This window comes from Salicibibacter cibi (assembly GCF_016495865.1).
Taxonomy (GTDB): Bacteria; Bacillota; Bacilli; order Bacillales; family Marinococcaceae; genus Salicibibacter; species Salicibibacter cibi.
This window is the reverse complement of sequence record NZ_CP054706.1, coordinates 131,812-144,830: the sequence shown is the minus strand read 5'-3', so window position 1 is coordinate 144,830 and position 13,019 is coordinate 131,812. Positions and strand designations below refer to the sequence as shown.

The window sequence follows — 13,019 nt, the reverse complement described above, 5'->3', positions numbered from 1 at the left end:
TTCACTCCTGTTCTTCTTTCTTCCTGAGCTCCTTCAATTCCAAACGTAACCGCTCCACCTCTTTCTCCAAGGCCGTAAAGCGATCGTCCTCGGGATCGGGCAGTAGATGGTGTTGGAGATCCTGATTCACCTTCACGCCATCCTGCACAACGACACGCCCCGGGACACCGACGACAGTAGAATTGGGCGGCACTTCATTAAGAACGACAGCTCCGCCACCAATATTGGAATGATGCCCGATCTGCATCGAACCTAACACTTTGGCGCCCGTCGCCAACAACACATGATCTTCAATCGTCGGATGCCTTTTCCCTTTTTCCTTGCCGGTCCCCCCCAAAGTCACGCCTTGATAGATCGTAACATCGTTGCCGATTTCACACGTTTCCCCGATAACGACCCCCATGCCATGGTCAATAAACAAACGCTCTCCAATGACCGCTCCTGGATGGATTTCAATACCGGTAAAGAAACGGCTGATTTGCGAGACGATCCGGGCCAAGAGATATCGGCGTTTTTTCCAAAGCCAATGAGCAAAGCGATGGCTCCAAACCGCATGAACGCCAGCGTACGTCAATATGACTTCAAGACGGTTTCTTGCCGCCGGATCACGCAAAAAAACAACATCGATGTCACGCTTTAATGTTCGCCACATAGTTCCCCCTCACCCCTTATGAAAAAAATTCTTCCCAAATAAAAAAACTCTGTGCCTAACGCACAGAGACGCTTTTCACGCGGTTCCACCCTGTTAGAGCCAATAAGGCTCCCCTCATACGGATTAACGGCCGTGAGCCGCTTTCGCCTACTTAGATCTTCAACGAAAGACTCCAAGGGGCATTCATCGATGGCTCCTTCGGCTACTTCCACCACTGTAGCCGTCTCTGGAAAGAAACACAATCGATTACTCTTCCTTGTCAACGTTCGGTTTTTATCAGTGTAGCACCCCGATTAGTTCCGGTGCGCAGGGGGGTGCTGATGTTGGCGTCGCCACAGGATATGACGATTCAGCCGACTTCCTTTAGGAAGTTTCACATTATTGTTTTATATGCGACGCATCGGCTAATCTTGCCTGTACGGTTTCCTTCCCGAGTAATTCAATGGCTTTCGGCAATTCAGGTCCGTGAGTTCGGCCTGTAACTGCCGCTCGAATCGGCATAAATAATTTTTTCCCTTTATGGCCGGTTTCCTTTTGCGTCGCTTTGACCGCTTTTTTTATCTCCGACGCTTCAAAGGCTTCGACATCGTCCAACTGTGCAGACAGTGTTGTCATCACCTCGGGAACATGGGCTTCGTTTAGCACATGTAAAGCATCTGCCTCGTAATCAATCGATGGTTGGAAAAATAAGGAAGCTAACGAAACAAATTCTTCGGCGTAGTGCATTTGCTCTTGATAAATTTCTACAAGTTTCTTCAACCAGTCCCAGTCCTCTTCCGTATAGGAGAGACTCAGTAACCCCTCCTCTTGCAAATGGGGAATCACAAGCTCCGTCAATCGGTCGGGGTCCACTTCTTTCATATACTGGTTGTTCATCCAGGCAAGTTTGTCTTTATCAAACACCGCCGGGGCTTTTGACACACGCTCGAGGGAGAACCTCTCAATCAATTCATCGACAGTAAATTTTTCTTCCTCAGTGCCTGGTGACCATCCGAGCAATGCGAGGAAATTGACAAGGCCTTCCGGCAAATAACCATAATCCCGATACTGCTCGACAAATTGCATAATTGATTCTTCCCGCTTGCTCATTTTTTGCCGGTCTTCGTTAAGAATTAACGGCGCGTGGGCAAAATAAGGCTGTTCCCATCCAAATGCATCGTATATCAGGGCTTGCCTCGGGGTATTGGATAAATGTTCTTCTCCGCGAATCACGTGGGATATTTTCATCAAATAATCATCAACAACGACCGCAAAGTTATAGGTTGGCACCCTGTCGGAACGGGCGATGACAAAATCACCAATCCCATCCGTTTCAAAACTCACTTCCCCGCGAATAACATCACTGACGACAACAGTGGGAACTTCATTGGCGTCGGGAACGCGAAAACGCACCACCGGTTTGATGCCTTTTTCTTCGTACGCTTTTTGTTGTTCCCTCGTTAAATCACGGTCCCTGCCGCTATACTTCGGCATTTCTCCTCGTGCGATTTGTGCTTCCCGCTCTGCTTCAAGTTCCTCGCTTGTCATATAGCAACGATAGGCTTTATTTTCATCCAGCAATTGTTCGATATATTTGGCATAAATGTCGAATCGTTCACTGCTCCGATAAGGGGCATAGGGGCCACCGTTTTCGATGCTTTCATCCCAATCCAACCCGAGCCATTTCATGCTCTCCATTAATTTATCCGTCGCTTCATCGATGTTCCGCGCTTGATCCGTATCTTCAATCCGCACGATAAATTTACCGTTATGATGCCGGGCGAATAAATAATTAAAAAGCGCTTGCCGAGCGCCGCCGATATGCAAATGCCCCGTTGGACTTGGCGCAAACCGAACCCGGACTTCCTGTGTCATCGCTAACACCTTCCTATTCCCTTACGTCCATTTCTCTTGCAAAGATTGTACCATAGATGAAACATGAACGATATTATTTGCTTTCCAGTAAAATAACCGCCATTGCCGCAATGCCTTCTTCACGACCGGCAAATCCAAGCCGTTCGGAAGTTGTCGCCTTCACATTCACTTGAGAGAGATCCGCACGGAAAAGCTTGGCAATCCTTTCACGCATCGGTAATATGTAAGAAACCATTTTCGGTTTCTGGGCAATAATCGTTGCATCCAAGTTGACGAGCGTATACCCTTTATTCTCCGCCAACACAAACACTTCTTCCAATATGTTGGCTGAATCCGCACCGGCATGGACGGGATCCGTATCCGGAAAATGACGACCGATGTCCCCTTCGCCAATGGCACCCAGACATGCATCGGCAATGGCATGTAACAAAACATCAGCATCGGAATGTCCTTTTAACCCGTACTCATACGGAATAGACAAACCGCCAATAATCAACGGCCGGTCTTTCGCAAAGGCATGAACGTCAAAACCTTGCCCGATTCTCATGCTGATCTTCCTCTCTTTTTTTGAGTATCACTTCGGCAATACCGATATCATACGGCGTCGTTAACTTTATATTTTCTTCATTCCCGGGGACGATTCGAATCTTTCCCCCTATATGTTCAACAAGGCTAGCATCATCCGTCCCTGCAAAAGCTTTCTTTTTTGCGACATCATGCGCTTTTTTTAACAGCTTGTGAGGGAATGCCTGCGGGGTTTGGACGGACCAAAGTTCTTCGCGTGCCAATGTTTCTGTCACCATTTGCTCGCGAGACCCTTTCTTAATGGTATCCTTCACCTTCGTCGCTAATACAGCCCCCTGTGTTTCCCCAACCTCGGCCACAAGTCTTCGAATCTCTTCCGGACGGACGAACGGACGGGCACCGTCGTGAACCAGAACGACGCCTTCCGGTTGATTGAGCTCCAACAAGCCGGCATATACACTCTCTTGTCGTTCCTGGCCGCCGGGAACGAGTGCTGTCACTTTTCTTAATCCGTAATCCGTGAATAATCGTTTCATCTCTATCATTTCATCTTTGTTAGCAACAACAATCATTGCCTCACAGGCTTCGTCATTTTCAAATATTTGCAGCGTACGAACGATAAGCGGAACTGCTTGGAGATTTAAAAATTGCTTGTTCGCCCCTGCATTCATACGCTTTCCTTGCCCGGCTGCCGGTATGATTACCGTATATGCCATCCTTTTCCCGCTCCTTGTAATAACAATCTTCATCCCGGTGGTAAGCGTCCGCTATTCCAGAGATCAGATTTCAGAGGCTAGAGGTCGGAAAGACCTTTTTCAAGAAATAATCTTCCGAATTCCGGCTTCCGATGTCTGATTTCCGGAAAAACGGGCGACTAACACCCCGATTGTTCCGACGCACAGGATGTGCTAGTGTCGGCGTTGCCACAGGACGTGACGGATTTAGCCGACTTCCTCCCTCAGAGGAAAAGCCCCTCCGATAGAAGTTTCACTTTATGATACAACTGAAAGGGGCTGAAAAGCAACCGCCACAGAGGAGCAGGCATGACCATAAGAAAATGCCCTGATCACCAACCTTATCACGATCAGGGCATTAAACAATGAGAACTAAAGTGCTTTTTCAAGTAATTTTGGTTTTGCAAAAATCATCCTACCGGCGCTCGTTTGCAACACACTCGTCACAATGACATCCAATTGACGGCCGATATAGGAACGCCCGTCTTCGATGACAATCATCGTGCCATCGTCAAGATAGCCGACGCCCTGGCCTTCTTCTTTTCCATCCTTAATCACTTGCACGGACATTTCTTCCCCGGGTAAAACAACCGGTTTGACCGCGTTGGCAAGGTCGTTAATATTTAGTACACCGACACCCTGCAAATCACACACTTTATTCAAATTAAAATCATTCGTTACCACAACGCCATTGGTTTTTTGCGCCAATTTAACGAGCTTGCTATCAACAGCATCTACATCTTCGAAATCGATATCCTCAATTTTCACTTCAACAGAACTTTCCTTCTGAATTTGATTAAGAATATCAAGGCCCCTTCTGCCCCGATTCCGTTTCAAAGCATCGGAGGAATCCGCAATATGTTGCAGTTCATCAAGCACAAATTTGGGAATAACAATCGTCCCTTCCAGAAAACGTGTCCGACAAACATCAGAAATGCGTCCATCAATGATCACACTAGTATCAAAAATTTTTATGGGAACCGACGGCCGTTCGCTCTCATTTTCATTAAGGCCCGCACGGCCATCCCCTTTTTTACGCTCTTTATTACCGCTCCTGCCTAACCCGCCGGCAAGGGCAACAATTTCATCTCGCTTTTGGGAACCAATGCGGAAACCATAGTACCCTAAAATAATCGTCATAAAGATCGGTACGACTTGGCTGATCACCGGAATTTGAATTTCTCCCAACGGAAGCCCAATCAAAAAGGCAACGATCAATCCAAACATCAATCCTATGGTGCCAAATAACACATTTGTAATCGGTGCTTTTATAATCGCTTCCTCGACAACACTTAACACGCGAACAATCGGATCAGCCACCCACATGGATAAAATAAAGAATAACAGTGCACCAACGCTTCCACCTACATACTCATTCATCAACCAGGCAGGTAGTTGCATGTTCAATGATGAGATAATTTCGGACATAAATATAAAACCAAGGGCTCCACCAATAACGACAAAAAACACTTGCACCATTCGTTTTAAAATATCATTCACCTCCCTCTTTTCATTATTGCCAAAAAGCTTTCCGTCTAACCTTTGAATCTCAAATTTGCTTTCTTCGAAGAAGCATCACCCCCTTCCGGGGAATGTATCCCCATACTATCAGTTTACGCTTTACATTTTCATCACAAAAAGATTAAATATAACGATCGATAAACATTTGCTCTTGCACGCGTTCCAACCCCTCCTTTACTAATTTCGCTCTTGTTTCCCCAATTCCTTCCACTTTTCCATAATCGATTAAATTCGCATTGCTAATCGCATCCAAAGTGCTGAAATGTTCGACAATATTATCTATAATCATGGAGGGAAGCCTCGGAATTCGATGCAACAACCGGTATCCCCGCGGAGATAATATTCTTTCCTGATTTTCGAGAGGTCCTATATACCCGAGTAGCTGTAGAATCAACTCATCATTTAACGGTTTTTTCTCCGATAAGATTTGTAATTCGCGAAATGCTTCGGAGGCATCTGTTTCTTTATGATTCACATAGTCTTTCAAAAGCAAAAACGCTTCCCGTTCCACGTTCGTCAAAATTTCATTGAGTTGCATCGTGATGAGCCGACCTTCATTCCCCAATTCATGCACATAAGTAATCAGTTCTCGCTTCACTCGCAAGACCATCTCCACACGATGGAGAACTTGCGAAACATCCTGATAAGTGACGAGCCTTTCAAATTCAAGGGCACCGAGATTCGTAATGCTCTGATCCAATACAGTCTTATATTTTTCCAATGTTTGAATGGCTTGATTCGCTTTTGTTAAAATGACGCCCATATCCTTGAGCGCATATCGATGATCTCCTTGATACAAGGTAATGACGTGACGACGTTCAGAAATGGCAATCACAAGCTCCCCGGTAGATTTGGCCACACGTTCTGCCGTACGGTGGCGCATCCCGGTTTCATTTGAATGAATTTTGCTATCCGGCACAAGTTGAACATTTGCATAAAGAATGGTATCAACATTTTTACTGAGGATAATGGCCCCATCCATTTTTGCCAATTCATAGAGCTGGGCAGGGGAATACGCTGCTTCAATCTCAAAGCCGCCATCCACAATTTTTTCAACATTCTCGCTAAATCCGACAATAATCAGCCCTCCGGTCCTCGCACGCAATACATTATCCACCCCTTCCCTGAAGGGGGTTCCGGGTGCAAGAAACGGAAATACATGATTGATAAAATGATTACGATCGCGGTCACTCATCGTTTGTTTCACTTCCTATTACCAAGTTTTCGCCCGTTGTTCAAGCATCACATCCAATGCCTCTTCCAAGGAACCAACGCCTATACATGTCATCTGATCGGGAGCTTTCCAACCACCCATATTTTTTTCCGGAATGATGCATCGGTCAAACCCTAGTTTCGCGCTTTCTTTTACCCTTTCCTGAATACGGGAGACCCTGCGGATTTCCCCTGTTAAGCCTACTTCACCGATCGCAACATCAGTCGGACGTGTCACTTGATTGCGAAAACTCGAAGCGATACTCGTCGCCAATGCCAAATCTACGGCCGGTTCATCCAATTTTACGCCGCCTGCAACATTAATATAAGCATCTTGATTTTGAAGCAACATTCCCACGCGCCTTTCCAATACCGCCATCAGCAAGGAAACACGGTTATGGTCAACACCGGTTGCCGTACGCCGGGGATTGGCATAGCTAGTCGGGGCAACGAGGGCTTGCAGCTCCACCAAAACGGGGCGGGTTCCTTCAAGGGAGGCCACAACAGTTGCACCCGCCACCCCTTCCGAACGCTCTTCCAAGAAAATTTCCGACGGATTTAACACTTCCCGCAAACCTTCTTCATTCATTTCAAATATGCCAATTTCATTTGTAGAACCAAAGCGATTTTTCACTGCCCGCAAAATTCGAAACGTATGGTGCCGCTCCCCTTCAAAATATAGAACCGCATCCACCATATGTTCCAGCATTTTCGGTCCTGCAATCGACCCTTGTTTCGTCACATGTCCAACAACAAACACCGAAATGCCCCGGGATTTTGCCATGCTCATAAAAGCAGATGTCGACTCGCGCACTTGTGCAACGCTTCCGGGGGCAGAGGCAATGTCCGGCGTTTGCATCGTTTGAACGGAATCTATGATCAACACGTCCGGTTCAACCATATCCACTGCTCGATCAATCAATGAAGTATCGGTTTCGGTAAGCACGTACAAGGCATCCGCTCCTGCCTTCAAACGATCCGCACGCATTTTTGTTTGTTTTACCGATTCCTCTCCGGATATATATAACACTTTCCTTCCGTCTTCTGCCAACAGTGCGGAAAGTTGCAAAAGCAGCGTTGACTTGCCAATGCCGGGGTCGCCTCCGACAAGAACCAGGGAGCCGGGAACAATTCCCCCGCCTAAAACACGATTTAATTCTGATAATTTCGTTGTCATTCGCGGTTCGTCTTGGCTGTTTATCTGACTGATTTTTTGCGGGCGATTACTGCCGACGGAACGCACCGTACCACTGGTACGTTTTGGCTCATCCAATTCCATCTCCTCTACTAGCGTGTTCCAATTCTGGCATGAAGGGCAACGGCCCATCCACTTCCGGGATTCATACGTACATTCCTGGCAAACAAACTTGGTTTTTGTTTTCGCCATCATTCTCCCCCTTCTTAAGTCATATGGAACCATTGCCTGGCTAAAACCGTTCCATGAAAAGAAAAACCGGGGAAAAACCCGGCTTCATACTTACGTTGTTACTTTAGACTTTAGCTGAACTTCAAACTCACCGTCTCTGTAAGCAATAACCGCTGTTTGTCCTTTTTCGATGTTGCCTTTTAACAACTCTTCGGATAAGCGGTCTTCCACTTGCTTCTGCAAAGCACGGCGAAGCGGACGCGCCCCGTAATCGGGATCAAAACCTTCATCGGCGATTTTTTCCATCGCTGCATCGGTAAGTTCAAAGTTGACTTCTTGTTCATTTAGCCGTTTTTTCAGTTCATTGGCCATTAAACCAACGATTTCCCTAATGTGTTTCTTTTCAAGGCTATGAAACACAATCGTTTCATCAATTCGGTTTAGAAATTCAGGTCGGAACGTTTTCTTTAATTCGTCGATGACTTTCGTTTTCATATCCATGTGCTTTTGATCTGTCGTATTGGTCGTAAACCCAACGTATTTGTTATTCAGTGACGCGGCTCCTACGTTGGAGGTCATAATGATAGCTGTGTTTCTAAAGTCTACTTTTCGACCCTTGGAATCCGTAAGGTGACCGTCTTCCAATACTTGAAGCAAGATATTAAAGACGTCCGGATGCGCTTTTTCAATTTCATCCAATAAAATGACGGAATAGGGACGTTGGCGGACTTTTTCCGTAAGTTGACCGCCCTCATCATAACCGACATACCCCGGCGGCGAACCTACTAGCCTGCTCGTCGTATATTTTTCCATATACTCGGACATGTCGATCCTGAGAACCGCGTCTTCATCCCCAAAGAGCGTTTCCGCAACGGCACGGGCCAATTCGGTTTTCCCAACACCGGTAGGTCCCAAGAAAATAAAGGACCCAATGGGGCGTTTCGGATCTTTCAGGCCAGCACGGGCACGGCGTACCGCTTTTGAAACCGCATCAACGGCTTCATCTTGCCCGACAACCCGGTCGTGCAGGATATCTTCCATTCGCAAAAGACGTTCGGTTTCTTCTTCAGCCAATTTCGTAACAGGAATTCCCGTCCAGCTGGCAACGACTTCGGCAATGTCATTCATGGCCACCTCTGTATTTTCTTGGCCTTGCTTTTCTTTCCATTCGTTCTTGAGTTCGGTCAGTTCTTCGCGAAGGCGTTGTTCACTATCACGAAGGGAGGCTGCTTTTTCAAATTCTTGGCTCTGAACCGCCGCATCTTTTTCCTTGCGTGTCTCTTCAAGCTTTTGTTCCCTTTCTTTCAAGTCTGACGGAGCGGTATAAGAACGAAGCCTAACTTTGGAAGCTGCCTCATCGATCAAATCAATCGCTTTATCAGGGAGGAATCGGTCAGAAATATAGCGATCGGACATTCTTACTGCTTCTTCGATCGCTTCATCCGTAATCGTTACCCGATGGTGCGCTTCATAGCGATCACGCAAGCCGCTCAAGATTTGCGTGGATTCCTCCAATGTAGGTTCATCAACATGGATAGGTTGGAAACGACGTTCAAGAGCCGCATCTTTCTCGATATAACGGCGGTATTCATCAAGGGTTGTTGCGCCAATGCATTGCAAGTCTCCGCGTGCCAATGACGGTTTCAAAATATTGGAAGCATCAATTGCCCCTTCTGCACCACCTGCACCGATTAATGTATGCAACTCATCGATGAATAATATAACGTTCCCTGCTTGGCGAATTTCCTCCATCACCTTTTTCAATCGATCTTCAAATTCCCCGCGATATTTCGTGCCGGCAACGACGGTTCCCATATCCAAGGTCATTACCCGTTTGCCACGTAAGGTTTCCGGAACTTCATTAGAAATAATCGATTGTGCCAACCCTTCGGCTACGGACGTTTTACCTACACCGGGCTCTCCGATTAGCACCGGATTATTTTTTGTCCGTCTCGAAAGGATTTGAATCACACGTTGAATTTCTTTCTCCCTGCCAATGACCGGATCCAGGCTCTCTTCTTTTGCGACTGCCGTAAGGTCTCGAGCCAGACCATCAAGGGTAGGCGTGTTCACAGTTCCTCCTGCCGCACTTCCTCCCTGCTGGCCATTGTTGCCGGAAGATTCATTGCTGCCAAGTAATTGCAGCACTTGTTGACGGGCTTTGTTCAAGCTTACACCCAAGTTGTTCAATACACGTGCTGCCACGCCTTCGCCCTCCCGAATCAGGCCGAGGAGAATATGCTCGGTGCCTACGTAAGAGTGGCCTAATTTTCGCGCTTCGTCCATGGATAGTTCGATTACTTTTTTCGCACGGGGCGTGTAATGGGGCGTTTGCTTTTTCATTGTTCCGTTTGCTTCTTGTCCTATAAGGTTCTCAACTTCTTGTTGAACTTGGTCGGGTCCCAAATTTAAGGCCTGCAAGGCTTTAGCGGCAATGCCGTCACCTTCACGAAGCAAACCCAACAGGATATGCTCGGTCCCAATATTTGTATGGCCAAGCCGCACAGCTTCTTCCTGGGCGAGCGCGAGTACCTTTTGTGCTCTCTCTGTAAAACGGCCAAACATCATGTTTCGCCACCTCCGTCTTGTATATTTTCAAGCTTTAATCTTTCGCGAATTAACGTTGCCCGTCGTTCATCGCGGCCATCGGCTGTTAATTCCCGTTCTGCAAACTGTTGTAGGAACGCAGGCTGAATTAAAACCATCAACTCATTAAGGATATTACCCTCTATGCCACGGATTAAATCCAAATCGATCCCTAACCGAAGCGTGGACAGGTGATTGCCAGCTTCCTTCGATTCTATGATGCGACTGTTTGCCAAAATACCATAGGAGCGATGAACCTGGTCAGTAAGCTGTAATTGACTGTGTTTAAGCAACTCCTGTCGGGTGTTTCGCTCCCTTTCGATCAGTTGGAGCACAACGCCGCGTAATTCCTCAATAATATCCTCTTCTGATTTGCCTAACGTCATCTGGTTAGAGATTTGGAACAGGTTCCCTCTAGCTTCGCTGCCTTCCCCGTAAATTCCTCTAACAACAAGTCCCAACTGACTGACGGCAGGCAAAATTCGATTTAATTGTTGCGTGGTGACAAGCGCTGGCAAATGCATCATAACCGAAGCTCGCATACCTGTGCCCACATTTGTGGGACAGCTCGTTAAATATCCTTTTTTTTCATCAAACGCATAGGTTACATGGGATTCAATCCAATCATCAAGCTTATCTGCAGATTTATAGCCTTCGGATAATTGAAAGCCGGGAGATAAACATTGGATTCTTAAATGGTCTTCCTCATTTACCATCATACTAATCGTTTCATCGTTATTCAATACAACAGCACCTTGCTTAGATTCTTGTGCAAGCTGCGGACTCGTTAAATGCTTTTCGACAAGAACGGTTTTTTCAATTTTTGAAAGTCCATCCATCGGCAACCATATCAATTTCCCAACCATTTCCTCGCTTGTTTGGGACAATCGCTCATAAACATGTTTATAGAGTGCCCTCGCCGCATCTTGGGAAGTAGAAGAAGGGAAGGGGAAATCTTCAAGGTTTCTGGCTAGCCGAATGCGAGTGCTCATAACAATGTCATCATCAGGACCGGGATCTTTTATCCACGGGCTGATTGCATGAGAGATAAATTGCTCCAAAGACATTACTGCCCCTCCTCCTTCTCCTTAGTCTCTTGCAACTCCCGAATTTTATCGCGAACCTCAGCGGCGTGCTCAAATTCCTCACGATCGATATGCTCTTGCATTTTCGTTTTTAATGAGTATATTTCTCTTTGCAACTTTAGCCTGCCGCCTTGTCGTTTCGGAATTTTTCCGGTGTGTGTATGATTTCCCCCATGCACACGTTTAAGAATTGGGTCAAGCTTGCCACTAAACGCTTGATAGCAATAAGAACAACCAAAGCGGCTATTGTTTATAAAATCTTTGTAATTCATCCCGCACTTTGGACATTGCAAGGCAAATTCTTTTTGCACCTTCTGGGAATAGCCTGCGCCATTACTCGTGTTTGGGTCTACATTCAATAAACCAGACAGGAGGTCATGAATGGAGTAACTATTTGAACCCGGGAATTCATCGCCTTTTTCCTTGGCACACACTTCGCATAAATGCATCTCTGTTTTTTCCGCATTAACAATCTTCGTGAAATGCAGGGTTGCCTGGCGTTGATTACATTCCTGGCACTGCACGAACCCACTTCCCCTCTAAGTTAAATCTTATACTTCAAACTCGAAAGCATTGCTTTCAAAACATTCGCCCGGATCATATCGCGGTGAGCAGGAACCGGAAGAGAGATGACCTCCCGTTCGATCGCCGCAAGCATCATATTCCCTTCTCGCTTGCTAATAGCCCCCTCTTCCAATAATCGAAGAACAATGCTTTTTCCCATCCTTTGATCAATGGCCTTCCCAATGTGATCAATTAATTGGTCACACAATTCCTGATGATCTGCATGCCGTACTTTTGTAATCCGAATATAACCACCGCCGCCACGTTTACTTTCAACAACATAGCCCTTCTCTACTGTAAATCTGGTGCGAATCACATAGTTAATTTGCGAAGGTACACATTCAAAGTGCTTGGCAAGTTCACTTCTTTTTATTTCTATTAAATTCTGTTCTTCTTTGGTCAAAATCGATTTTATATAATGTTCAATGACATCAGAAATGTTATTCCCCATCATACCCACCCCCTGACCTTGACTATCTTTGACTTTAATATAATACAAATTCATTGCATTTTCAAGTCGGCACTTGCCCACTTGCCGATTAAAAAAAGCCATCCACGGTAACAGGATAGCCTGAAATAAAAGCATTCATGCCATAAAAAAGGATTATATTTCCGATAAGGATAAAAGAGGCGGAGAGAAGTGAGAGCAGACCAAGTTTCCAAAAACTACACATCCATTTAATCACATAAAAAAACAGACCGCAGTGCCGTCTGTGTTTATCGCTTATGGTGGAGCCTAGCGGGATCGAACCGCTGACCTCCTGCGTGCAAAGCAGGCGCTCTCCCGGCTGAGCTAAGGCCCCATTTATTAAAATCAGATGGTGGGCCTGAGTGGACTCGAACCACCGACCTCACGCTTATCAGGCGTGCGCTCTCACCAACTGAGCTACAGGCCCATCTGTGAAAATATGTAGGAATAT

The 13,019-nt window shown here is 46.2% G+C and carries 11 protein-coding genes, 2 tRNA genes and 1 other annotated feature; all 13 genes read right to left on the bottom strand.

What is annotated here, in order from left to right; genetic code table 11:
• Position 1: 1 nt before the first annotated feature.
• On the bottom strand, positions 2-652 hold the full coding sequence (gene cysE / locus HUG20_RS00695; RefSeq protein ID WP_200086871.1) for a serine O-acetyltransferase: 651 nt from the start codon (positions 650-652) through the stop codon (positions 2-4).
• A 61-nt stretch (positions 653-713) separates the two neighbouring features.
• Positions 714-924, bottom strand: a binding site (T-box leader).
• 106 nt (positions 925-1,030) lie between these two features.
• Positions 1,031-2,506, bottom strand: coding sequence for a glutamate--tRNA ligase (gltX, locus tag HUG20_RS00690; RefSeq protein ID WP_200086869.1), 1,476 nt, complete (start codon positions 2,504-2,506; stop codon positions 1,031-1,033).
• 73 nt (positions 2,507-2,579) lie between these two features.
• On the bottom strand, positions 2,580-3,053 hold the full coding sequence (gene ispF / locus HUG20_RS00685) for a 2-C-methyl-D-erythritol 2,4-cyclodiphosphate synthase (RefSeq protein WP_200086867.1): 474 nt from the start codon (positions 3,051-3,053) through the stop codon (positions 2,580-2,582).
• Positions 3,031-3,747, bottom strand: a complete 717-nt coding sequence (gene ispD, locus HUG20_RS00680) for a 2-C-methyl-D-erythritol 4-phosphate cytidylyltransferase (RefSeq protein WP_200086865.1) — start codon at positions 3,745-3,747, stop codon at positions 3,031-3,033. Before ispD ends, ispF begins: the two co-directional genes overlap by 23 nt.
• Positions 3,748-4,137: 390 nt before the next feature.
• Complete coding sequence (locus HUG20_RS00675) at positions 4,138-5,256, bottom strand: PIN/TRAM domain-containing protein (RefSeq protein WP_200090329.1); 1,119 nt, start codon at positions 5,254-5,256, stop codon at positions 4,138-4,140.
• Positions 5,257-5,407: 151 nt separating this feature from the next.
• A complete protein-coding gene (gene disA, locus HUG20_RS00670) occupies positions 5,408-6,481 on the bottom strand; it encodes a DNA integrity scanning diadenylate cyclase DisA (RefSeq protein ID WP_200086863.1) in 1,074 nt (357 codons plus the stop codon).
• Positions 6,482-6,499: 18 nt separating this feature from the next.
• The gene (gene radA / locus HUG20_RS00665; protein WP_200086860.1) at positions 6,500-7,885 is read right to left on the bottom strand and encodes a DNA repair protein RadA; all 1,386 of its coding nucleotides are present in this window, start codon (positions 7,883-7,885) and stop codon (positions 6,500-6,502) included.
• 90 nt (positions 7,886-7,975) lie between these two features.
• Positions 7,976-10,432, bottom strand: a complete 2,457-nt coding sequence (locus HUG20_RS00660; RefSeq protein ID WP_211199997.1) for an ATP-dependent Clp protease ATP-binding subunit — start codon at positions 10,430-10,432, stop codon at positions 7,976-7,978.
• Positions 10,429-11,517 carry a protein-arginine kinase McsB gene (gene mcsB, locus HUG20_RS00655; RefSeq protein ID WP_200086858.1) on the bottom strand — a complete coding sequence of 363 codons (1,089 nt, stop codon included), beginning with the start codon at positions 11,515-11,517 and terminating at the stop codon, positions 10,429-10,431. Before mcsB ends, HUG20_RS00660 begins: the two co-directional genes overlap by 4 nt.
• A complete protein-coding gene (gene mcsA / locus HUG20_RS00650) occupies positions 11,517-12,059 on the bottom strand; it encodes a protein-arginine kinase activator protein McsA (RefSeq protein WP_200086856.1) in 543 nt (180 codons plus the stop codon). Before mcsA ends, mcsB begins: the two co-directional genes overlap by 1 nt.
• 20 nt (positions 12,060-12,079) lie before the next feature.
• Positions 12,080-12,550, bottom strand: a complete 471-nt coding sequence (locus HUG20_RS00645; RefSeq protein WP_200086854.1) for a CtsR family transcriptional regulator — start codon at positions 12,548-12,550, stop codon at positions 12,080-12,082.
• Positions 12,551-12,826: 276 nt separating this feature from the next.
• Positions 12,827-12,902, bottom strand: a tRNA-Ala gene (locus HUG20_RS00640).
• Between the two features lie 16 nt (positions 12,903-12,918).
• A tRNA-Ile gene (locus HUG20_RS00635) sits at positions 12,919-12,995 on the bottom strand.
• Between the last annotated feature and the right edge of the window lie 24 nt (positions 12,996-13,019).